This window comes from Alteromonas macleodii, from assembly GCF_903772925.1.
In the GTDB taxonomy this organism is placed as follows: domain Bacteria; phylum Pseudomonadota; class Gammaproteobacteria; order Enterobacterales; family Alteromonadaceae; genus Alteromonas; species Alteromonas macleodii_A.
Genome location: NZ_LR812090.1, coordinates 2871781 through 2897090, shown reverse-complemented (window position 1 = coordinate 2897090; position 25310 = coordinate 2871781). Strand labels below are relative to the sequence as shown.

Sequence of the window (25310 nt, the reverse complement as noted above, 5' to 3'; positions counted from 1 at the left end):
TTAGGAGGTTTTTTATTATGCGCACTAATTCAGTAAGCTTTTTTGCTATGCATTTTTATAGCTAACCATTTTAATAATTGTCCTACGCCTCAGCTCCCACACTTAACGCCTATTATTTTTCACTAAATATATTTAATTACCGGAGACTACATCTAACTGTGGCATAGCAGTCAGAGGCCATTCTATAACGCCTAAGGCTATATTACTTTGCCCTCTCTACGTTACTTCAAGCGTTCTAATTGTCTTTGCCACTAGACAGCCTTAGTTTTGAAATACCGAAAGAAGGGAACTAATCCCTAATTTACTATTAATGGGTGAAGAAACATTTAACGCTAAACTTAGAACCGTTCAAAGTTCGGGAAGAGTAAATTGCCATCAAAAACAATTAACGCAAGTTGATAAAAGGGCATAAAAAAACGCGGCCTTTTGGCCGCGTTAGTATCAAACTAAAATTTCTATTTTACTGCACTTCTACCGATGAATATTCATCAATGAGTACTTTAGCGCCCACAGGGAAGCCAAGGAATTCATAGAAAATGAATACATCAGTTACCACAGTCCAGTTTTCAGGGACTGACCATTCTTGGCTACCAGTAGCATCGTCGACGAATTCGACAAGCTGCCACTCAGTAGTAGGTCGAAGCGTAGAAGTGAATATTCCTGCCGCTTCCAGTCTTCTGTCAAAACCTGGCCCTGTGGGTCCGTCTTGGTAGGCAAAAGGAAGCACAATGTGGCGAAGCTGAACTTCTGTTTCCGGTACTTCTTGTAATTTAACCCACATGGCAAACTTATACGTTTTCCCAACGCTAGCGCCGCCTAGTCCGTAGGTTGAACTGTGCCAGTTGCGTTGCTTATTAAAGACCTGCTGCAAAATACGAGTAAACCCGTTATTTACATTCGTCATGGTCACTTCCAAAGCCTTTCCAGACAAGGAATCGTCCACAGCAGTCACTAAGCCATCAGGCTTCCAAGGCGCACCTTCACCATCTAGGTTAAAGTCGGTGTTAAACCCAGCCGGATGGGCTGATGTTCCTGGGTCGCACATCAAGTTCTTTTCAACAATAACGGTGGAACTTTTGCTTTCTACCTCATCACTCGGAAAAGATCCGGTATCACCCGATAAATAGCTAACGCTTGCCTCAAATCGTGAGCCTACGTTGTTTATATCCCCTGCGCTAAAGCGGCCCAATCCATCTTCGCCGTAGTGTATGGTTTCAGCTAACGGGAAATCGATTTCGTTAGATGAAGCCCACTCGTAGGTATACTCTCCAGTAAGCGTTTCCCCTGAAGCGGGTTGTGGTTCAACGTACAAACCCGCAGAAACACAAGATGGGGTGGTTTTAATGTCGGTTGTTAGCCCGTTTTCATCAATGTCTTTATTCGTCAGGTTTAATGTGAATTCAGAAAACACTTCCAAGGCCACTGTTGTTGATAGCTCTGGGTTGCTTAAGCTTGTAACGGTTACCGTAGTTTCACCTATAGCTAGGGTGGTGATATTGCCGTTTTCATCTATTGTCGCAATGCTCTCATCCGCTACGCTATAAGATAAACGTTGGTCGCATGCCTTTTGGGGCAGCACGGTGGCAAATAACGAGCCTTCTTTACCAAGAGAAACTCTGATAGGTTCGGCAGTGACGCTTTCTACGTCATCAAAAATAGCATTTACGGTTAGTTCAAGTGTCCGTCGGGGTAATACTTCCCCCGGCTGTAAGTTGAATCCATTGTCTATGGCAAAATCGATGGTATAGGTGACCGATGGAGGGTTGTCTAGAAGACCGTCAGGTTCAGACCCTGGTGTCGAACCGAAGTTGTCACTGGTATCACATGTACTTAAACGATCGGCGAATAAATCCGTGTCCACAACCAAGTTTCTACCGTCTACAGTAAATGGCGATATGGTTTGATTGGGCTGTCCAATAGAAGGCGCCTGCGGTGTTCTATATAGAGGTGATGTGGTGAACTGTAAGTCAGAAATAACGATATTTCCTTGGGCTGGCTCACCATCTACAGTAACGCCGGCTACCAAATCAATCGTTTGTTCTCCCGATTCTTCTGTCATTTCTGCCGTTAACATTGGCATAGATATCTCTAGGGGGGCATCTGCACTAAAATTTGGGTCAAAGCCTTCGTCAGTACCACCGCCACATCCTGTAAGCGCAATTGTTACCGAAGCAGCGAGAGCAGATATTTGTAGTAAGTTTTTCTTCATCTTACTTCTCCAAAAATGTGAAATTGGCCAGACTGAAATCTGGCCTTATTAATTGATTAACTAGAAAGTTCCGCGAAGACCAATTCGGAATTGACGACCAAACTTGAATAGCGATGCCGTGCGCTCTTGTGGAATACTGCTATCCTCATACACGCTGCCTTCGTCAAGCACGATTTCATTGCTATTAACGTTATTCGGGTTAATGGCATTGGCTGCGGTAACAAAGTTTCTTCTTGTATCGTCTGTAATGTTTAGCGCGTTAAACGTTACCGTGAGGTTTTTGTTAATCGCATAAGATGCACTGAAATCTAATCTGTGAGATTCATCCTGCCAAAGCGATACGCCAGATAACCCTCGGTTTACCAGTTGCTGACCGGTGTAACGGTGCGCCAGTCTTAACTGAATGCCATCTTTTTCATAAAACAGCGTTGCGTTTGCCGAGTGTCTAGGTGTAAAAGGCTGTGGCAAAGGCTTAAGAAAACGTCCAGAATTTCCAATTTCTACAGGGTCAGATTCAGATTTCTGATAGGTGTAGTTGATAGTAGCGCCAAAACCAGACCAGATTCCCGGTAAGAAGTCGTAGTTTTGTGTATAACCTAGCTCTAGGCCTTCAATAGTAGCACCAGAGCCATTTTTTGAGGTGGTGATATTGGCAACATCACATTCAATTCTCCACTGCTCAAAGAAACCAGCTGCAAGGCGAAGTGGATGACAGTCGTCTTCTCCCCCTGGTGTGCGGTTTTCGTCAAAGTCGAGAAGAAGGTCAGAGCTTTGTAAATCAACTTCTTCTCTTACGTCTCGATAATGGAAAGGGGTGACTACTGTCTCCTCGAAGTTATCCATATCTTTGTAGAAGAACGCCGCAGACAACAATCCAGAGTCACTGAAGTACCATTCGTAAGATAAGTCGATATTGTTCGAAGTAAGCGGTTTAAGTGCTGTATTACCCGCGTTACCCGAGGCTAAGCCAAACTGGTTTTCGCGGATAAAAGCAGAAGGGTTTAAAGAGTCAAATCGCGGCCGCGTCATTGTTTTAGTTAACGCGAATCGCACGATAGTCTCTTCGTTCAACGCATAATTTAACGTCAAACTCGGTAACCAAATAGAACTTGATGCGTCATCAGTCACTGGCGCGGTTCTAACTTGAACTTCTTGGCCCGTGCCATTTGGGCCAGTGAACGATGTACTTCTGTCCAGGAAAGGCCAAACATAGCCAGTCTGGTTAAAGCGCGCCCAGCTTGAAGCATTTGTTGGCACTAAGTTACCGTTCGAGTCATATACTTGCCCTGGTAACTCATTAAAAACAAAGTTGCCATTTTCATCTTGAAATACTAAACGGTTTACGTCTAAGCCAGTTTGCCCGTCAGGACCAACAACTAGGAATTGCCCCGTGTTTACGTCAAAAGGAATGGTTGCCGCATTATTAAAGTTGTATCCGTGGGTTAGCGCCCACGCCCAGCAGTTGCTTAGTTCTGCTTCATTTTGTGGTGCGTAGCGGGTATCACCGTTGGCAATAGGTATACCTAACGGACAAGGGTCAAGGTTCGTGTTACCCAAGTCTCTTTCTACAAACAAGTTGTATGGGTCAATGACTTGCGGTGCTCTGATATAGTTGATGCCGCCGATACCAGACGCTTCGTTTTCATCTTTTACGTAGCGAACACCAATGTTACCGGTAAGACGGCCATCCATAAATTCAAAATTAGCTTTGAAGTAAGCAGCCATGGTTTCGGTCGTTATTTCGCGAGTACCTTGGTCGCTAAAACGTACGCCAACTTCAGACGCATCTTTACCCGATAGTAGTTCTAATGCTTTTTGGGCATCAAGTAATGGCCAACCTCCCCAAAATGCATTGTCGCGATTTGCTTGTAGATCCTCGCCGTAATTGTCATAAGGAAATGCTTCACCAGACAGCATGTTAGCAACGCGAATAGACGCTAAGCCTCGCACCTCAAATTCGGCGTCAGGATCATCAAGCGCAATAAGATCTTCACCGTTAGTAATAGCAGTATTTTTAATCGATACGTCACGGTTTCTATGAGAGTACTTTCCGCCAAACTCTATGCTGGTCACGTAGTCATTATCGAGCGCATAATCAAAGTCAATGAACAGAGACTTATTGGTATCTTCGAATTTATTTTCTCTAAATGCTAGATTTCCAAGGTGATTGTGTTGTAAATCAAACGGGTTAAATCGGCTGGTCACACTGTTGGCACTGCCGTCAAAAGCATCAAATTCACCCGGTGTGCTTCCCGTAAAATATTCGCAGTCTGACAGTGAGCCTTGCGTACAGTCGTAGCCTACAAGTTCAAGAATATCTGATGGCATGGCCTCAACGACGTTTCGACCTGCAGTGCCCCAGGTCGCTGTGCCTATAGTAAAGAACGCATCCGGGTCAGATCTATCAGGTGTTTCATCTTCAGAACCCGAATAACCAGCTCGTAGATTCATGGTTAAGTCGTCGGTAAAGCTGTGGAAAAGATCTAACGTAACAACATTGGTTGTGAGTTCTCGCAAGCCTCTTGCTCTATTGAATCCCCCCGTTATTGAGCGACTGGTTGAGCGCTGCAATGTATTGGTAGAAAGGTCCACCACATTGAGTGCAACGTTGTTATCGTCAGGGTGAATAAGCGGGGTCAACGGTGCAATGTTCATAAACATGCGGTGATTATCGGTGAGTATTTTTTGATTCGTATGTGTTATATCGACCTGAAGCATAGTGTCGTCACTTACTTCATACTGAATACCCGTTGAAATAGACAATCTGTCGCGTTGATCGGTATTTAAGTTGTAGTTTATGAACTCACGGCCCATTACAAATAAGTCACCCTCAACCAATGTTTGGGTTGAAGGGTCGTAGTTTAAGAGACTTTCAATGGGGTTTAATAAGGGCTGGCCGTCTTCGCCAAGGATAAGTTCACCACTGTTGTCGCGCTGGTAACCAAGAACCCGAATAGGCTGACCGGTTGCGAGGTCAGTGGCTGGACGTGCTCGGCTGCCTTCATCGAATGCATCTGCTATCTGGATAGCTTGGTTAGCCCAATTAGTATCTATTCTGTCGACGCGAGTATTTTGTCGGTCTTTTGTGGCGGTTATGATGAAACCTAGTCGATCGTTAAATAGCTTTTCTGAGAAACTTCCAACAATGCGGTAGTCTTCATCGTCAGCAAACTCGTTATGCCTACCTTCAACAGTAAAAGAGCGGCGGGGCTTGTTTAACGATAGGGGACGTACGGTTTTCAGTTCGATATTGGCGCCGAGAGAGCCTTCGTCTTGGTCTGCAGCGGCTGTTTTTACTACATCTATCGAAGATAGAATATCAGCAGAAAACGAACTCAAATCAACGCTGTTATTGTTAACGCCATTACCGCCGCCACCGCTTAAACCGCCTGTTAACGCCACACCGTTAATAGACACTTGGTTCAAAGACGGACCAGCGCCGCGTACCGATATTCTGGTACCTTCACCAGCTTCTTCTTGTACCGTAACGCCGGTAACACGCGATAGGGCGTCAGCAATGTTTTGGTCGGTAGATTTACCCACATCTTCAGCATGTATCGAATCTGAAACGCTGTCATTAAAGCGTTTGGAGTTGACCGATTTCTGTAAACTTCCTTTTATACCCTGAACTTCTATAACTTCAATATCGGACTCTTCGTTCTTAGTTGCAGCGCGTTCGACCAACTCTTCGTCTGACTCTTTAGGGGCTTCTTGTGCCCACAGAGGCTGACTCAAACAAGACGCGACCACCACGGTTGTGATCGCATTAAGTTTAAATTTTTTATACATGTGGTTTTACCTATGGTTTCTACCTAGTTTGAGCGTTTTAATTTTTATCGATCTAACAACTGTTAAGTTTCCCAGATTATCTTCACACGTACCGCTGCTTGAAATCACAGCGACAATCCGAAGCTTAATGAGCTTGAAGATATGACAGTTACCCCATCATTTTTCCAAGTTTTAACAAGTACTAGATATTACTAGTTTAAACATATGATGTTTGTGATTTCAATTTTGATTCACAATTAATTAACTTATTCTTTAGTATTATTCATTATATATCTGATAAATATTTAAATTATTTTTGTATTGGGAAGGGACGGGAACTGTGTGCGTAGACGCAATGATCTAGGCAGTGTCATGGTGTAATCCTTCGAGTTAAATAAAAGTTTCACGTCATTTATTTGTTGAAAAAATGTAAAACAAATGATTATATCAAACATAATATGTTTGGTTTGATGGACAAGAAGGAAGAAAAATGCTTAACAAAAAACAAACTGCTGTGATGTACTGGTGCTGTATAACTCTGTTAATGCTCGCCTTATCACTTTCAAGTAAAGCTTCAGCCACGCTGATAAATAGCTCTTTCGACAATGCGCTTGAAGGATGGCAGGGGCAAGTCGACATCTTCGATGGAACAAATGAATTGTTTTTCGTTGATGTAAACAACTTTTACGATTTTTCTAATAGTTTTTCTACAAATACGGGCGCGCTTTTTCTTTCGACAGATTTTCGAGGTGCCGATGAAATTTTTGGGGTGTACCTTTTTCAATCATTCACGGTAGGCGCTTCAGCGCACTCACTCTCACTGGTGTTTAATGCAGTTGCTGATTTCTTTCAGGTTGCATTATTCGACAGTAACGCAAACCTACTACATGACTTCGTTACAGACGGAGCAACTGCTGATTTATCGGCGTTGCGTGGACAGATGGTCTCACTTGAGTTTGCCGTGGGTGACACGAACTTTTCGCTAGGCGATACGCTAACAGTTTCTAATATTCAACTAGCTGATACATCGGTAGCGGTTTCAGAGCCGTTTAGCTTCTCCATATTGCTAATGGCCTTAAGTGGGTTGTGGCTTCGCCGTAATTATGTGACTTCGGCTCGTGTGGTAGTAAATAAAAGAGCTTCGCGTCATACACTTCGCTAATTTATATCAGGGAAAACACCATGTTTAATCAAAAGCCAACTCTTAGCCACGGTGTGTCTAAGAAGCTAAGTACTTTTAATAAAAAACTTGTACAAAATTTACTTAGTAAATCTCTTTACCATGCTTCTTCACGTCATACCCTGTCTCTATTGAGTGCTATACCCGCACTATTAACGCTAAATGTCGCGCAAGCCCAAGTGGCGGAGGTCATGCAATGGGAAGCTATAAGTGACACCGGTGTAGAACAAAGTGACCGATATGTTAAGCGGGGTGTAGGTTATTTTACTGAAAACACCTTTACTTTATCAGAGTCGTTTAGCCAAAGTGATATATTGCGCTTGGTCGTTACGCAAAGTAGTCATGAAGTTATAGAGCCAGACGGATACAACAACCTCAATCAACCGTATTTTAATATAACGGGTACTCAAAACAGCCACACTATTTACTTTAGCCCAGCCCGAAAAGCGTTTGCCTATGACATTGAGCTTCAACAACAAGTCCAACCGAGTAATGCTTTGACCTTTACCTACGATTTTAATATCGATCAAGTACAGCTTGAAAATAACAACTGGGAAGGTTGGGTGTATCCCACGCGTAACCGAGGTGAAATGGTATTTGAGGCAGAAGGTGGGAGAGATGAAACAGGAGCAATTAGCTATACCGACACAAGTACTAATGTAAATATCACACAGAATGGCATTAGATTTAACAACCGTACCAATCAGCCCAATATCAATCCGTGGACGACCTTACTCGAAAGTGCCATAGGCAAAGATATCAACTCAGTCTCATTATGGGTGAAGGTTGAAAAAGCGCAGCCTGGTAATGTAACTGTTAGGCACAATCTTATTCCTTTCCCAGTGATAGATAACAAGAAAGGGCCAACTATTAACGCGGGGCTGGATATCGGCCCACAATACGAAATGATCATTCCGGCTTCTGAAAATGGCAACTGGGTGCAAGTTGAATTTATTGATAGTAAAACTGGCTTACGCAGTTTTACTATTCCTGATACGTGGCGTCATTTTGATGGCGAGTCATCTATTCAGGCTTATCCCCAGTTTTTATTTGATGGACTAGATGTGGGCGACAAAGTCACCATAGATAACTACGCAATAAACGAAGTATCTTTGGATGAGGCATGCTGTGCGCCAGTAGATGATAGCGACACTGGAAATAGTGGCGGGGGCTCTTCAGGTGGAAGTGATAGCACTCCAGACATTAACGAGCCAGATTATCAGCTCGGTGATATTCTTAACTTTAACTATACATTTGACGAGAACAGCTTGGCACCAAACCAGGGCAGTCAAGGCTGGGTATATTCAGTTATCGACAGGGGAGCACTTAGTTTTGCCGATGGGGAAGGAAGAAGTGGAGCGGCGCTTGTCTATGAAGATACAAGTGAGAATGTTAACCCAGAGCAAAACGGGTTTTACCTTCAGCAGTGGAATAACAGTCCGTTTACTGCAAGGTTTGATAACCACGGTCACATTTTGAGAGAAGTGTCTTTGTGGGTAAAAACTGACTTAGTGTCTGAAAAGGACATTGAAATCATTCACTACCTCCTTCCTTATGGTTTGGTTTCAGGTAATAAGCGAAATAATTACCCTGCTGCAGTTGAAGCTGCACCGCGTTATACGGGTACTATTCCAGCGAACAGCAGAGGCTGGGTTGAGTTAACATTAACGCTCACTTCCGATTCAGAAGGCGATTTTATTATTCCATCCACGTGGTCGGGCTATGAAGGGGGCGATTTCAATATTTATCCTGAATTTAAATTTGCTGGCACCGAAGTAGGGGATAAAATTTACCTAGATGACTATTTTGTTGTATCAGAAGTGGGCGAGCCGCTACCTATTCCCACAGATTTCACTATTGCATACGACTTTGAAGAGGCAACAGTTAGCCAAACTAACGGATGGGGTTTTGTACTTGCGGATTTCGGTAGTATTAGCCTAGAAGATAATGGTGGTGTGAATAGTAGTAGTGCTATTGGTTATACCGACACAAGTGTAAATACAGACACTAATAATCAATCTTTACTTTGGCACAAATGGGGCAACGCCAACCCGTGGAGCCAAGCTTTTGGTGGCGGTGCTGTAGACACTGAAATTCAGTCTGTAAGTTTAAATGTAAAAGTTGTGAAAGGGGTAGGCAATACCAGCACAACCCCAGTAACGGTGAAGCATCACTTGTTACCGTGGAATGTGACCTTGAGTGGTGGTAAATCGGGCAAAGTTGCTGCAGCGCAGGCGATAACCGCTGACTACACGGCTACGGTTGAACCAGAGCATTTCGGTGACTGGGTAACGATAACCTTTGTGGATGCAAACACTGATGAACTTGGCTTCTCTGTTCCAGAAAGCTGGATCCTCACAACGGGTAAAGATATTACAGATGTTCTTCCATCTTTCTATTTCCGCGGGTTAGAAGAAGGGGATAAAGTAATTATCGATGACTATCTGCTAGTGGGTGACAACGCGCTCGCCAGAAGCGGTGAAATTGAAAATGACATCCCGTTGCCTGAATACGGCTATCATGATGGTAGCGGCACTTACACGGTAACCCCCAGACCTGAACCTATAAGCTTTGAAGACTCTAGGTTCTATACGCCGCCATCGGCAACAGGCATTCAGCGTGATTTACTGATTGATTATGCAGTTAATAATCAGGATTCGATTGATGATACTCAGGTTCTGCAAGAAGCGCTTGATGACATAAGTAACAATTTAGGCGGAGGAAAGCTCTTTATTCCTGCCGGCGACTATTACTTTAGAAGTGTACACCTTCGGTCAAATGTCCAAATTGTAGTTGATGAAAATGCACGTTTCTATATGGCGCCTGGTGGTGGTTACAACACCTGGATGTTCGAAATGGGTTTTGGTGATCAGGGTAAAGCAGAAAATGTGAGCATGGTTGGCCTTGGCGGAGGTTTTACTATCGATTTGTCTATCGACAGAACGCCAGAACCCAATGAGCGCATCGCTGTGTTTAGAATGGGTGACATAGAAAACTTCAGGTTTGCTAATTTCACTATTGAAGATAACAAGACTATCTTCGCTTCCTTTTTAGTTGGCGTTACACAGCGAGATAACGACCTCCACTGGCCGGTAAACGGCATTATTGAAGATATTACCCAGCACAACTCATTGTTCGGTTACGGACTCGTTCAAACCTATGCTGCCGATAACATTCTGTTTAGGAATCTTCATAGCGAAGGCGGTATTACGCTAAGAATGGAAACAGATAACTTAAGTATGAAGGACTTCGGTAAAGGCGGTATTCGAGATATTTTTGCTGAAAACATTCAAGGAACAGATTGTTTAGCCCCCGTTATGTTTGGCCCTCATTTTCAAAAGAATGGGTCGATACAGGTCAATGGTGTCGTCTCCAATGGTTGCGGTTTTGCAGTGAGGGTAGACGAAGGGTTCGTTGAACTGTTCAGTCCTCAAGGAGAAAGTTATACGAGGAACCAGTGGCGCGATGAAGTTAACGCTACTTATGGTGATGGCTGCGCTGATGTAACTTATGCTCGTGGTGCAAACCAATGGGCTACCCGTATTACGCCGACGAAAGCGTGTTTAGATGCAGTGCATAATCGAACTAAACTCAAACCTGGATGGTTTGAAGAGTCTTACGTTTATAACGTTACCGCCAATTTCGATACAAACGCTCACTTGAAGCTAGATAACTTAAACTTCGTAGCTAGCTGCGACAACATCTGTATTGCTTCGCCCGAACAATGGTCGAGAAGAGGACAAATTTTCCTCGGGGATTCTGTCGCCGCTATCGTAAACGAGCAAAAAGAAGGTGTGGATTACAATTTCAATATTAATATTGATAACCCCTCGTCTAATGGTTTTCCTAATGCACATTACGAAAAGCTAGATAGCTTTTCCATGCCGTTATCTTCGTGTCGTTCTAACTACCAAACCGCATTACCAAATTGTAGTGATGTAAGGTGGTATTAAACATTAATCTTTAACTCTTGACCGGTAAAAAGGAGCTGCTAGCTCCTTTTTATTTATCTTTAAAAAGCAAATCAAAGAAGCGCTTAGCGCTAGGTGTAAAAGGACGTTGGTTTAAATGTAGAAAAAAGAGTGTTCGAGCATTGGCATCAATCCCGCTCACCCGATGGATCTTTTTTAGCTGACTTAATTCATCGCATACTATATCAGGTAAAAAAGAAACGCCTAAGCCTTGTGATACTGCTCTGGCGATAGCTTCATTACTGCCCAGTCGTATTTCTTTTTCTACCTTCCAACCATTATTTTGTATGATCGATAATGCGACTTCTCTTGTGCCTGAACCTTCTTCGCGCAATAGCCATGTGCAGTCTCGGGCATTAAACTTTTCAGAATAAGAGACCCATAAACCCATTGATTCTTTAACCCATGGTATCACCTGAATGTGTTGTAAATGGGAAGGTCCTTCAACAAGAGCAACATCGAGCTGGGCATCAAGCAGCTTTTGCTCAATATCGCGGGAGTTGGCAACCACAAGTTCTATGTGAATGTCAGGGTACTTGGCACGAAATTCTGCTAAATACGAAGGTAGCCAGTAGCTAGCCACTGTTGTGCTTGCCCCCACAGTGAGAGACCCTTTACCGGCATTTGCCATGAGCGCCATATCTTCAACGGCTGACTTCTCAATGGCAAAGATCCCCCTAGCATGTTCAAACAGCGTTTTTCCCGCTTCAGTCAGCATTAAAGTTCGAGTACTTGATGAACGCACTATGAGTGAAAGTGAAAGACTATGTTCTAGTTCTTTTACTGCTTTTGATACGGCAGGCTGACTAATAAAAAGCTGTTCAGCAGCACCTGTAAATGAACCTAAACGAGCAACCCAATAATAGACGCGAAGGGCATTTAAGTTTAATCGCATAGCTAAAAGTTATTCACGTATTGTTTATATGTATTGGAGTTATATTTTAGTGGACGTTAATTTACTGTCAATGCATCGACAGGAGTAGTGTATGAAAGTCCAGAATATTGCTGATAAAATTTTAAACGCCCCTCGAGTAGTTAGTTCTTCAATGTGCTTAGGCATTGTAAGCGTGATGCTCATTTCAATTCTCTCAACTTACTTTTCAACACTACCTTTATTCGAGGAAATAGGGCTAAGCCCATTGACGATTGCGATTCTTGTTGGTGTGGTAATAGGCAATAGCCCCATAAACCGTGTTATGCATAGAATTGCAACTGGCGTCGATTTTTCTAAAAGCGTTTTGCTAAAGCTCGGGGTTATTTTGTTTGGACTGCGGATCACTTTTGAACAGATAGCACAGCTGGGTTGGTATGGTGTTTTCGTCGATCTAGTAGTAGTAGCAAGCGTGTTAATTGTTGCCTATCTTCTAGGTACCAAGCTTTTTAAGTTAGATTATCAAACGTCAATACTCATAGGCGCAGGAAGCGCAATTTGTGGCGCTGCTGCGGTTTTAGCAACTGAACCTGTGGTAAAAGCACAAGCGCACAAAGTCTCAATAGCTGTAGCTACGGTAGTACTTTTTGGTACAACGAGTATGTTTTTATACCCAGCGCTGTATCCATACTTAGGTTTAACAGAGCATGCTTTTGGTATTTACATAGGGGCAACAGTGCATGAAGTAGCACAAGTTGTTGCTGCAGGTACTGCGGTTAATAATGAAGTCGCGAACGCGGCAGTAATTGAAAAAATGGTGCGCGTGATGTTACTTGCACCAACGCTTCTGTTTTTATCATGGGTACTTGCCAGAAAGGCAAATGCAATAGGTGAGAATGCCTCAAACGACAAGCCAAACCTGATTATTCCGTGGTTTGCTGTTTTATTTGTAGTAGTGAGCGGCATTAACTCTCTTGAAATCATTCCGCCAGCTTTCCATCAAGGCCTATTAACTATAGATAACTATTTGTTATGTATGGCGATGGCAGCACTTGGTCTTCGAACTCACCTCACTCCAATTTTCAATGTTGGATTTAAACCAGTCTTACTCGCTGCATGTTTGTTTTTTATGTTAGTCGCAGGAGGGTACGGCCTAAGTTATCTCGTGGGTTGAATAAATTTAAGTGTAAAATTGCTTAACATTTCACAAACATATGATGTATATTAAAATGGTATTTATCGAGGTGAGCCAGATAAAAGTTTAAGCATTATAGAGAACGAGATAAATGTTTGTTAAAAGTCAATTCATCAGCACTGTTAAAGGCGGCGAGTACTATAAAAACAAAATATCTAAAGTGCTCTTAGCCGTGCTGACTACCAGTACTTTCGCATGTGCAAATGGTGTGGAGCAAAACAAGGAAAGCTTTGATAGCGAAAATATTAGCGGAGAGCGCATCTTATTTAAGCAGGAGGTAGAACATCTTCCTGTAAAGAACAGCAATTTGCGCAAATGGGATGTAGCTACAGTGGCTGACCTTGATCAAGATGGCTTTCCTGATCTTTTGCTAAATGACCATGGTTTTAGCTTAAAAGTGTTGTGGAACAACAATGGTCGGTTTGCCAAACCTTACGACCTTATAATGGGGGATATGCACGGTATTACTGCAGGTGATTTTGATAAAGACGGCAGTATCGAAATAGCTGTTTCCAGAGGCGGTGGTTCTGGGAGTAACGCTAGAAACACCAAGCTTTTTCGGGTAGCGAAAAACCGTGAAATTTCAACGGTGCCAAATTTAGAACAACCCATGCCTTTTATGCGTGGGCGAACGGTGAAGCTTGTAGACTTAAACCAAGATGGGTGGCTAGATTTACTTAACTTTGCCTTTCCTTCTCGTGAGATGCAGGGAAAAAGTGAAAGCTATATATTCAAAAATACCCAGAATGGCCAGTTTGTTGAGGAAACAAAACTGCCCGCGGTAAGAGGCGATGGTCAGAAAACACTCATCACTGATTTCAATAACGACGGGTTACCTGATTTAATAGTATACGGTAATGATGAAGCCAGAGCTTATCAAGCGAATAAAGCGTTTGAATATAACGATGTGACAAATAGCGTTTTTCCTTTCACATTAGATAATGTCACAAGTATTAATGAAATTGATTTTGATAACGACGGCGATTTTGACCTATTTGTAACCCGCTCAGTCGAGTATCAACCAGGGCAAACATTTTACGATAAAAAACTTCAATTATTAGGCTACTACTGGTTGCGAGGAGTACATAAGTTCCCTCCTTTTCACGCAGGTCCTGTCATCGAGCTACTTAATTTTCAAAGTCAGTGGCCAACCAAAGACTTATTTATTGGAGAGTCAGCTTATCCTTATGCTTTTGAAGGTGAGACCCACATTGGACGAGACGTTCGTCTTGTAAATAGCGATGCACTAGGGTTCCCTGATAAATTAGACAAAAAGGGCGCTTATATTGGCTACATTGGGAATGGGCAATGGCAATTCGCCACGGCAACGTTTTCGATTTCTACAGGGGTAATAAAAGGGGTTGCCGCTTACCCTGAAATGCCAAAGCCAGAAGCGTTGAGCGATGTGCTGCTGTTAAATACCGGAGGTACATTTGTTGATGACTCAACGCAGTTGGGAATTACCTATCAAGAAAATACGGTTTCGTCAGCGGTAGCAGATATCAATAATGATGGCTACAGCGATCTCGTTATAGCTAAAAAAGGCGACCTCATTCACTCTAACAATGCGCTCACTTTTCTTAATGAAAAAGGAAAAGGTTTCAAGGCTATTACTGCTCACGGTATTACCAGTGAAGAACTAGGTGCACTAGGTCTTGGAATTGAACCATTAGACTACGACTTAGATGGGGCTGTTGACCTGATAATAGGTAATGAGCGCGGCAAGTGGCACCTATTGCGCAACACCAAAACACACAATAACTACATTGGTATACACGTTCCACCTTCGCCAAAGACAAACGCTAATTCAGTAGGTGCGGTAGTAGAAATAGAGGCATGCGGAAATAAGCAGAAAAAGAAAGTAGGGCAAACCTCAGCAGCATATTCTTTGAGTTCAAACCCGGCGTTACACTTCGGTTTAGGTAAGTGCACTGGACCGGTTACAGCAACGGTTTCATGGAGCAACAATGAGCAATCTACACGAACCTTTACCGCGGCAAATACCTATGTTGGTTGGTGAATTATAAATACGGCATGGAAAATAGCTTGACTAAATTATTACGTTTATCGCGAATAAATTAAAGGCGTCCTTATAATGGATAAAAAGAAACATATTCTGATTACGGGAGCCTCATCGGGTATTGGACAAGCGCTAGCCCAACAGATAGCAAACGAGTCTTTCTTATTAAGTTTGTGTGGTCGGAATGAAGAAAAACTACAGAAAACGCTGGCTTTGTTGCCAGATAAACGCATATACAGTGAGAGTTTTTGCCTAACGAATAAAAAGCACACAGAAGGTTTTATTAAACGGGCGATTAAAACACACGGCGATATAGATGTTTTGGTTAACTGTGCCGGATTGAACAATGTTAGAAAGGCCGGAATCGAAACAGAGCTTTCAGAGCTAGATTGGTTGATGGAAGTTAATTGTTATGCGCCTATTCATTGTATGCAAACCGTCGTTCCTGCGATGCAATCTCGTAAACTTGGCACAGTAATTAATGTACTTTCTACCGCCTGTCATTTTTCAAATCCAGGCATAGCCGCTTATACGGCGAGTAAAGCCGCACTTGATGCCTATACGAAGGTAATGCGTAAAGAGCTTCGAAAAGACAACATTAAGATGTTATCCGTTTATCCCGGCGGTGTCGATACTCCATTTAGAGAAGCCGAACGCCCTGAATACCTAAAAGCCGAAGACGTAGCTGAGGCTATTTTTAATTTAATGCTGACTGCAGAACACGCTCATGTGCATGAACTCATCATCCGCCCGCAGTCAGAAGAGAATTTTTCTTAACGTTTTATATGCATATTTTTGTTTAAAAAGGACAGCGAAATGGCATCGCGAAATCATAAAACTCTTAATGTATTGGTATCGTTTTTATTAATGATAACCTTGGCATCTTTTGCCCATGGTACTGAATCGAAAGAGGGGACACCCTCAAAGGAGCACAAAAAACCGAATATCGTTTTTATCTTTTCTGACGATGCAGGCTATGGTGATTTTGGTTTCCACGGCAGTAAGGTAATGAAAACGCCTAACTTGGATAAGTTAGCTGCCGAGGGAGTTCGGTTCGAACAGGGCTATGTTTCAGACCCCACGTGCGGACCTTCTAGAGCTGGCTTATTGACTGGGCGCTATCAACAACGTTTTGGTTTTGAAGAAAACAACGTTCCTGGTTATATGAGTAAAAATTCTGCCCTGGATGGTGATCAGATGGGCGTGCCTGTTGAAGAAAAAATGATGTCTGACTACCTAAAAGATCAAGGCTATACATCCGCTTACTATGGGAAATGGCACTTAGGTGGGGCAGACAAGTACCATCCGCTCAATCGTGGCTTTGACGAGTTCTACGGTTTCCGTGGTGGCGCGCGCAGTTATTTTGCTTATGAAGAAGGTAAGGAGCCTTCAAAGCTAGAGTTAATGGAGCGCAATTTTGCGCAATACCAAGAGCCTGAAGGGTATTTAACGGATGAACTTGCCGCTGAAGCGATAGATTTTATCGAGCGTAGTACAAAAGCGGATAAACCATTCTTTGTTTTCCTTTCGTTTAACGCGCCTCATACACCGATGGAAGCTACAAAAGAAGACTTAGCTAAATTTCCTAACTTAACGGGCAAACGCAAAACGGTAGCCGCCATGATGTATGCCATGGACCGAGCCTCTGGAAAGGTACTAGACACGCTGGAACGCTTAGGTATTGAAGATAACACCTTGGTCGTTTTTACCAATGATAACGGCGGCCCTACAGATATGAATGCTTCGGACAATTTTCCGTTTAGTGGAACGAAATCTAATCATTTGGAAGGCGGAGTAAGAGTTCCATACGTTATGAAATGGCCGGGTGTATTCGAACAAGGAACTACGTATCCGCACCCCGTAAGTACCTTAGATTTGCTCCCTACGTTTTTTGCAGTAGGTGGTGGTGATGCCTCAACGTTAGAAAACATAGATGGCGTTAACTTAATACCCTTCGTTCAAGGCTCAATTAAAGAAGCGCCGCATGAGTTTCTTTATTGGAAAAAAGATACCCGAGCCACGGTACGGGCGGGAAACTGGAAATTAATGCGTTTTCCAGATCGGCCCGCTGAGCTTTACTACATTGATAACGATGAAAAAGAGTTTAGAGACGTGGCGAGTGAAAACCCAGAACTAGTAAAAATGCTGTTCAAGAAAATATTCGAATGGGAATCTACATTAGAGCGACCGCGATGGTTACTTGAACGCAAGTTCGAAAATTACGATATCAATCGCATGGATCACTACTGGCACAAGCCAACTGACGGAAATGAGTCAGAAGGTAAGCTGTTAATTCGTCCCGCATCCGCGCACTAGAAAAACAGATATTCAACACTTTTTGTTAATTAAATGTTCTTTTAAGTTGACGCCAAGTTAGACATAAGTATAACATCCGCAAACATAATATGTTTGCATATATAGGATTATTGTTTTATATCCTATTCAGCAAACCTGTCTTCTTTTGTTTTGAAGTTAAGGAAAGCGTATGTTTAAAAAATCCAAACTGGCGTCGGCTATCGTTGTCGTTCTATCTTGTGTCGTTTCTCAATCTTCACTGGCGCAAACCGATGCTGAAGCTACACCAGACAACACAGAAACTATCCTTGTTAAAGGTATTAGAGGAAGTCAGCTGAAAGCTCTTGATTTGAAAAAGAGCAGCGATAATTTGGTAGACAGTATTGTCGCTGAAGATATCGGAAAGTTTCCCGATACTAATGTGGCAGAGTCACTTCAGCGTATTTCCGGTGTCTCCATTAGCCGTAACGGCGGAGAAGGTTCACAAGTTACAGTTCGCGGCTTCGGTCCACAATTTAATACCGTACTCGTTAACGGCCGTCGTTTAGCGTCGGAAACTGCAGGTCGTGGCTTTGACTTCTCGCTTCTCCCAGCTGATTTAATCGGCGGTGCTGATGTTTTTAAATCATCATCTGCGGAGCTCCAAGAAGGCGGTATTGGTTCGACCATTAATTTGCGAACCCAACGCCCTTTAGATATTGGCAAGTTCTCAGCAGTAGCGAGTGCCCGCGGCCTGTACGACGATAACGCGGACAAATCAGCGCCACAAGCATTTGGGCTTATAACAAACACCTTTGCTGATGATACAGTAGGTTTGTTGTTTTCCGCTTCCTATCAGGGCCGTAAAACAGGAAACGACCAAGTTGAAGGGGCAAACTATCCGAGCAGAACTTACGACGATGCACGTAAGGCAACATTATTTGAGAATGGTATAGGTAATGAGGGTGTCAATACATACGCTCACCAACAACAAACTCGTTATATTCGAGCTAATGAAGATAGGGAGCGGTTTGGCGTTACTAGTTCACTTCAATACCTTCCCAGCGAAAACACCAAGCTCACTATTGATGGTCTCTACAGTAAATTTAATATAGAAGCTCAGTCGATTGCATCACTTCAATACAACGAAATTCCAACTTTTCATAATGCCGTAGCCGATGAAAACAATGTCATTGTTCGCTATGATCAAATAGGTCGTCCTTTTAATACATTTCTTGCATCAAATAAAGATTCCGAAGTATTTCAGGTTGGGGCAGAATTTGAGTGGAACATAACGGATTCACTGACTGGTACTTTTGACTGGTCAAATTCTCGAGCAAAAGACGACAACGCGGGAGGAAACTACTTTGTTGTAGTGGCTAGCGCACCTGCAGTTCAGCGCTATGACAATACTGGAAATTTTGCTGCACCTATAATTACAAATTATCAGTTTACGCCGAGCTCAACAGACATTAATGGAGATGGTGTCGTCGACCAGTTTGACTATGTTTTAGGAGATGAAATTACTCAACCAGATCCGAATGAACAATTTTCTTGGGCGTCAACTCGGGAAGGCGCAGGTGAACAAGATCACATACAAGAGTTCAAAGCGGATTTTAATTGGTTTGTTGATGGTGATTTTCTTACGAAGGTCGACTTCGGTGCTTACTATAGCGAGCAAGAAAAAATTCATACTGATGCTCATACCAACAACTCGCGAACACTTTACGCCAACAGACCTGTTCCGATTCCTGCTGAATTGTTAACGTTGAAATTCCGTGACGGTTATTTAGATGGCGTCCCTGGAAATTATCCAAACAGTTACATCGATTACGACGTTGAAGAGCTCCTAGATTTTCTTGAAGATCCTGCAACACTTGCCCTACGTGATGAAATATATGGTTTGCCAGCAGGCTCTTCCGCTGAAACGTTAGGGCCAGATGGTTTTGACGCACTCATTGACCCGAGCCGTGGGTACAGTATTGAGGAAGATATAACTTCATTGTACGTAAACGCGCAATTTTCTCAGTATTTTGATGATATGGAGCTAACAGTCAATACAGGTTTACGCTACACGGAAACTGAAACTACCTCTACCGGTTTTGCTGCACAGTATATTGATTTTGCGCCAAATCCATTGCGGGATGATGTGCTAGATTTTACAGAGTCTGAGCCGAGCCCACTGTCTCAAACGACTAAATATGACAATTGGCTACCCAATATTACGGCTAAGCTTCGCGTTAACGATATAGTGATACTGCGTGGAGCGTTTTCAAAAACACTTACAAGGCCTAATTTAGGCGCATTAAACCCAGGTATTCAAATTAACCCTGGTTTACGTTTATCTGATCTGCGCGGAGTGGGCGGAAATCCAGACTTGCAACCCTATGAATCAACAAACTTCGATTTTAGTAGCGAATTTTATGTCAATGAAACAACCCTTTTTTCACTAGGTCTATTTCATAAAAAAATTGATGGTTATGTAGTTCGTGGTGAACAGCGAGAGGCCATTACTGTTCCAGAGCCGAACAACTTGGATTCCATAACTGAAGATAGAACAAATATTGAAGGTAACAATATTTTCTTTACTATTACCCGTCCTAGAAACCTAGAAAGTACAGAAGTCTACGGGGCTGAAATTGCTTTCCAGCATACCTTCGATTACTTACCTGGTCTTTTGCAGTACGTAGGGGTAAATGCAAACCTTACGTATGTTAATTCATCAGACGAATTTGATAGCAATGATGCAGAAAATAATGTTGTGCTACCTGGTCTTTCTGATTCCCAAAACTTAGTATTGTTCTATGACGACAATATGTTTGAAGCACGCATTGCTTATAATAAGCGTCAGCGTTACTTTGAGCGTTTAACACGTGTAGAGCCTATTTTTGTCGACAATTATGATCAATTAGATGCGCGCATAGCGTGGAATATTAAAGAAAATCTTCAAGTGTTCCTTGAAGGAACCAACCTAACTAACTCTTACTCGCGTCAGGGCGGGCGATTTGATAGTCGTTTTGCGTTCGTTGAGTCAACGGGTACGCGCTACGCAATTGGTGTAAGAGCAAACTTCTAATCTAGCAAAACATCGTGCAAGGCGAGCTTGATGGTTGAATCTGCTCGCCTTTTAGGTTTTAGACTTTTGATAAAAACGTAAATAAATCGAAAAAGAGCTACGTGATGCTGCGATTATCTAATTATGTGACAATAGTATTGTTCATTTTTATCTGTTTGCCTACTACTGCTAGTCCGGAAAAGCTTTTTTACAAAGCGCCAACCCACTTTGGGGTAACGAAATACTTTGTTAATGATTATTCAGCTGATAATGATCCAAAGACCGATGATACAAGGCTGTTTCAGCGCGCAATAGATGATATATGGAAACAAGGTGGCGGGAAGCTTGTCGTAGAAAAAGGCAAATATTCCCTATTAAACGTTGTTCTAAAATCTAATGTTCATATCGAGATTGAAGCTGGCACTGTTATTTTCCCTTATCTTGATCCGACCCCAAATAATCGATTTCTCAAAAAAGCATACGCCATATTTGAACTTACTTCTAAGTACGCGGAACCGTTGAAAAGCGTAAGTATTAGGGGGTTGGGAGGCGATTTCATTGTTGATATTTCGACAGCGATTAATAAAAAGAACCGTGTCTTTTTCATTAAGAATGTACAAAACTTCTTGATTAGTAATGTGGAAATTTTAGACGACTATTCTAAATTTTCAGCTTTTGTTTTAAACGGAGAGTATGTTGGACAAAGAATACTAGGACCCAAAAACGGAGAGATTAGAAATGCCCGTGTGTTAGGTGCTGATTATGGTTATGGCTTAGTACAAGCACAGTTAGGTGAAAGTATACTTTTTCAAAATTTATATGGATTAGGAGGCGCGACTCTTAGGTTAGAGTCGCACACTAAAAACTTAAGAGACCTTACGAAGTTTACTCCATTAAATAACATTAGAGCCAATAATATTAAGTGTGAAAAAGGAAACGCCGCTTTTATGGTATCTCCACATTTCGTGAAAAATGGGCAATTTAATGTCGACAATATAAAAGCGAAGGGGTGTGGCTGGGCAGTAAGAACGTCTAATGGGTTTACGACAAAAGAAGAAAAGTCCTTAGGGTTATACGCAGGTTCGTTTAGCGCCAAGTCAACTATACGTAATGTAAGTGCGCAATTTGGTGAATATTACGCACAAATAAAGCCGAAACACTACAGGTATATACCTTGCGTTTTGGTGGCTAACATCGACAGGAAGGCTATTTCAAAAGCCACAGGCAAAAGTTTCGTTGGACCTTCAATTGGTGTTGTGCTGCTAGATACCGATTATCAATCATTCATGGGTTCCGATGAAATTTTGCGCTCTGATGGTTTTTATCCAGAACAGCAGCTAGTAATGGGTGATAAAACTTCAAAGGATTTGTGTAAGAGTATCCCTTTTCAGAATAATTCTAACACTTAAAAGTAGGTAGCATTGATTAGTTTAAAGGGTGTTTAAGGGCCCTACACAAACTCTAAACGGTTTTCGTTTAAATCGTGTTTTATTATAAACCTTAAACATGATATCTTTATTTAAATGATATGTTTAAAATTTGTTATTTAAGTAATCGGAAATGAGAGGTTTAGCCTCGCTCAATATTCGACATTTCAACGTAACAACTTAATGAGTGTTTACATGAAACCAGTAAAAAAATTGCCTTTCGCTTGTTGTGCTTTGTTTTTATCAATCTCGACTATTAGTGGGTGCACGACTGAGATGGTAGCATCCGCTAGTGAAAAAGAAGCGTCTTCAACCAACATGTTCAAGAGGACGAGTGGGGTCATTCCTTTTAGTCGGTCTCTTCAAAGAAAGTGGGGCGCCGCGGTTACTGCAGATGTCGACCAAGACGGATGGGATGACGTAATAACAACTCAGCACGGCACGAATGCACTTATTTACTGGAATAATGAAGGCAAATTTTCCGAACCTGTTGTAATAGTCACAGGCGACACACATGGATTAGGTGTGTCTGATTACGATGGCGACGGCAATATGGATATTGTTGTATCACCCGGTGGTGGCGATGGGGGTAATCCTAGACGGCCTGTATATTTTAGTGTGGATACGCAGCGAAATATTACTAAAGGTGGTACGTTCTCGCACTTTAGCGCTAGTAGAGGGCGGGCCATTAAGTTCTTAGAAGCCAACAGCGATAATAAGTTGGACTTATTCACAACGGGTTTTGCGCCTAAACGGGTGAAGTCATTAACCACAAATCAACTGTATCTGAATTCAGGGACAAGCTTTTCACACCCATTAACCTTATCTATCCCTCATGATGCGCTTTCAGTAAAAGCGCTTGTTACAGATGTAAATAACGACCATATTTCCGATGTAATTACCTTCGGAGGTAAAGACATGACACTATCGGTAGGGCAAGGGGACGGGAGCTATGTAGATAAAACAAAGGAAGCTTTAGGTGATTTGGCTAATACCCACAATGTAATCAACATTGCAGAAATAGACTATGACAACGACGGGGACTTTGACTTATTTCTCGCACGTAGTCCTTACCAATTTCAACAAGAAGCCTACTACGATCCTAAAAATAAAAACTTTGCTTTCTTTGTGTTCAGAAACAACTTTATGTATGACGACATCACCGTTGAAGGCGAAAACCTTATCTTGGAAAATATCCAAGAAACCTATGCAACCTATGACATTCAGTTAGGCAGCGAACGGAAGGTTGTTGAAGCTGAGCGCACTGCGCACTATATGGATGGTCGCCTTGAGATTACACCAAACGAGGCGATGGGGTGGCCAGAAGGTGAAATACTTAAGGGCATGCATATTGGCTATATAGGTAACGGAAAATGGCGTGTTGGCGGCGCAGTTAAATCTCGTTTATCGGCGGTAATAAAAAATGTTATTAACCACCCTGGTGAATTGAAGCGAAAGCCTATGCCAGCACTTTTGCTCGAAAATCGAGGCGGTAAATTTGTGGATGCTACAGATAGTGTAGGTGTTGATATCCAAGAACAAACCACCAGTGTTGCCGCAGCCGATTTCAACAATGACGGTTTTATGGATTTAGCGATTACCCCTTATGGAAATATGGCCTTGCCTGTGGAGCATTACGTATTGATGAACGAAGCTGGGACGGGATTTAAAAAGCTTCCTCACGTTGGACTAACCTCTGATGAAATAGGAGCCACGGGTGTCGGAGTCACCGCATTCGATTATGACCAAGACGGCCGTATGGACTTGGTTTATGGCAATGAAAGAGGTCGCTGGTACTTAGCTCAAAATCAGTTACCAAAAAATGTTTTGGGTAACTTTATCAAGGTAGAAGTAGGAGCGTCTGCCGACCAACAAGCCCAGCCCACAGGTGCAAGAGTAACTATTACGGCTTGCGGTAGGCAGCAAACTCAACATGTAGGTGCCACTGGGGATGGCTTCCACCATATGCTAAATAGCAAAATGCATTTTGGAATTGGTGAATGTGATGTTGTTGAGAATGTACATGTTATCTGGGCTAACGGTGAGAAAAAGTCAGTAGGGAACATCGTAACCGGAACAAATATTAAGCTTTAGAGAATGGCGGACACGTGCTCAATAGCTTAAACAGTGACAAAAGACAAAGTTAAGGGTAACTCATAGTAGGTAAAGTGAGTATTAGGAGCTGCTTTGAAGAAAGAATGATTAAAGCAGCTGCCGAATTTTAATTTCTATTGGATATTTTCAGGCTTTTGCCATACGCGAATGTATTCCACTTCAAAATCTACCACACCATCGAGTTTTTTGTCTTCGGGGCTGTTTTTTTCTAAATCCTCTAGACTATTAGGGTAGCCATGCCATGGGAAGGTTTCCATATCGAGCCATAAATTAATAGGGCGAGTGGCCACGTATCCGTTGTAGTCATCAGGAAGTCCTTCACGGTTTTGCTTAGCCCACGCAGTCGCTTGTTCTGGCGTCATAGATGAAAATAGCTCTCCGTCAATGTAATAGTTTATGCCGTCCTCGCTCCATTCAATACCGTAAACATGAAAGTCATCAGCCATTCTAAAGCCCAGCTGCTTTCTTTCTGTGTAGCTGGGTTTGCCGCCGACAGGTTTTTCCCAGTCGCGAATAGACCACCATAGTTCACTGTCTAAATGGTCTTTGTTAGGATCTTCTCGGCTGTCGCCAAACGACTCGAAAAAGTCGAACTCCATTTTAGGTCCCATAGACCAAAACGCACTGGTGACTTCCGCATCGGCAGACTTACTCTTTATTTCAATATAGCCATAGGTAAAAGAACGGCGACCTATAAAACACGGCGTAGTGATATTTTCGTGCTTCATGGGTTCACCAAATGTCGGCTTTCTAATCTCGTCAGTGAATGGGAAATCAGGCTCCCAGCGCGCTTCAAGCATCAGCTTTCCATCTTCTAAGCGATAGTTGCGGCCTGAAAACTGTGAAGGAGCGCGACCTTTCCACACCCATTTATCTGGGTCGTCAGGATGAACATATTGCGGTTTACCGTCTTTGAATTTGCCAACAATAAACCATCTATCTTCGTCCACTTTATCTGCATCAAATTCATCGCTTACTTCTTTATTTAGTACCCAACCTCCTTTATTCATAGGGTCGGAAAGAGGGAAAACAGGGGCGGCACTTGATTGAACGCTAAAAAAGAAACTTAACGATAAAGCAAAAGAGTAGACTTTTTTGATTTGAATATTTGGCATGCTAGTTTTTCTCTCAATAGTATTATTATAAAAAACATCATATGTATTAAGGATTTTAATATGGAACGATGAAAAGTTGTAGTGAAAATGTAAAGAAGTAGAGAAGGGAT

General features: G+C 42.5%; 13 protein-coding genes. 9 read left to right on the top strand and 4 right to left on the bottom strand.

Going from position 1 to position 25310, the window contains the following annotated elements:
• Window positions 1-460: 460 nt before the first annotated feature.
• The gene (locus PCAR9_RS12505) at window positions 461-2209 is read right to left on the bottom strand and encodes an Ig-like domain-containing protein (RefSeq protein WP_179983879.1); all 1749 of its coding nucleotides are present in this window, start codon (window positions 2207-2209) and stop codon (window positions 461-463) included.
• Between the two features lie 60 nt (window positions 2210-2269).
• Window positions 2270-5998 carry a TonB-dependent receptor domain-containing protein gene (locus tag PCAR9_RS12500; RefSeq protein ID WP_179983878.1) on the bottom strand — a complete coding sequence of 1243 codons (3729 nt, stop codon included), beginning with the start codon at window positions 5996-5998 and terminating at the stop codon, window positions 2270-2272.
• Between the two features lie 469 nt (window positions 5999-6467).
• Here PCAR9_RS12500 and PCAR9_RS12495 point away from each other — a divergent pair, with 469 nt between their 5' ends.
• Window positions 6468-7139 carry a hypothetical protein gene (locus PCAR9_RS12495; protein WP_179983877.1) on the top strand — a complete coding sequence of 224 codons (672 nt, stop codon included), beginning with the start codon at window positions 6468-6470 and terminating at the stop codon, window positions 7137-7139.
• A 20-nt stretch (window positions 7140-7159) separates the two neighbouring features.
• Window positions 7160-11110, top strand: a complete 3951-nt coding sequence (locus tag PCAR9_RS12490; protein WP_179983876.1) for a glycoside hydrolase family protein — start codon at window positions 7160-7162, stop codon at window positions 11108-11110.
• Between the two features lie 49 nt (window positions 11111-11159).
• On the opposite strand, the gene PCAR9_RS12485 is transcribed toward PCAR9_RS12490, so the two are convergent.
• A complete protein-coding gene (locus tag PCAR9_RS12485) occupies window positions 11160-12023 on the bottom strand; it encodes a LysR family transcriptional regulator (RefSeq protein WP_179983875.1) in 864 nt (287 codons plus the stop codon).
• A gap of 91 nt (window positions 12024-12114) precedes the next feature.
• Here PCAR9_RS12485 and PCAR9_RS12480 point away from each other — a divergent pair, with 91 nt between their 5' ends.
• From PCAR9_RS12480 to PCAR9_RS12450, 7 genes are all read left to right on the top strand, one after another.
• Window positions 12115-13173, top strand: coding sequence for a YeiH family protein (locus tag PCAR9_RS12480; RefSeq protein ID WP_179983874.1), 1059 nt, complete (start codon window positions 12115-12117; stop codon window positions 13171-13173).
• Window positions 13174-13285: 112 nt separating this feature from the next.
• Complete coding sequence (locus PCAR9_RS12475; protein ID WP_179983873.1) at window positions 13286-15214, top strand: CRTAC1 family protein; 1929 nt, start codon at window positions 13286-13288, stop codon at window positions 15212-15214.
• Window positions 15215-15289: 75 nt separating this feature from the next.
• Window positions 15290-15991 carry an SDR family oxidoreductase gene (locus PCAR9_RS12470; RefSeq protein ID WP_179983872.1) on the top strand — a complete coding sequence of 234 codons (702 nt, stop codon included), beginning with the start codon at window positions 15290-15292 and terminating at the stop codon, window positions 15989-15991.
• Between the two features lie 39 nt (window positions 15992-16030).
• Window positions 16031-17530, top strand: a complete 1500-nt coding sequence (locus tag PCAR9_RS12465) for a sulfatase-like hydrolase/transferase (RefSeq protein ID WP_232091192.1) — start codon at window positions 16031-16033, stop codon at window positions 17528-17530.
• A 169-nt stretch (window positions 17531-17699) separates the two neighbouring features.
• Window positions 17700-20564, top strand: a complete 2865-nt coding sequence (locus PCAR9_RS12460) for a TonB-dependent receptor (protein ID WP_131136602.1) — start codon at window positions 17700-17702, stop codon at window positions 20562-20564.
• A gap of 104 nt (window positions 20565-20668) precedes the next feature.
• Window positions 20669-21952, top strand: coding sequence for a glycoside hydrolase family protein (locus PCAR9_RS12455; protein WP_179983871.1), 1284 nt, complete (start codon window positions 20669-20671; stop codon window positions 21950-21952).
• Window positions 21953-22246: 294 nt separating this feature from the next.
• Window positions 22247-24064 (top strand): CRTAC1 family protein, encoded by a 1818-nt coding sequence (locus PCAR9_RS12450; protein ID WP_232091191.1) that lies wholly within the window; start codon window positions 22247-22249, stop codon window positions 24062-24064.
• A 134-nt stretch (window positions 24065-24198) separates the two neighbouring features.
• On the opposite strand, the gene PCAR9_RS12445 is transcribed toward PCAR9_RS12450, so the two are convergent.
• A complete protein-coding gene (locus PCAR9_RS12445; protein WP_179983869.1) occupies window positions 24199-25200 on the bottom strand; it encodes a family 16 glycosylhydrolase in 1002 nt (333 codons plus the stop codon).
• Window positions 25201-25310: the final 110 nt, after the last annotated feature.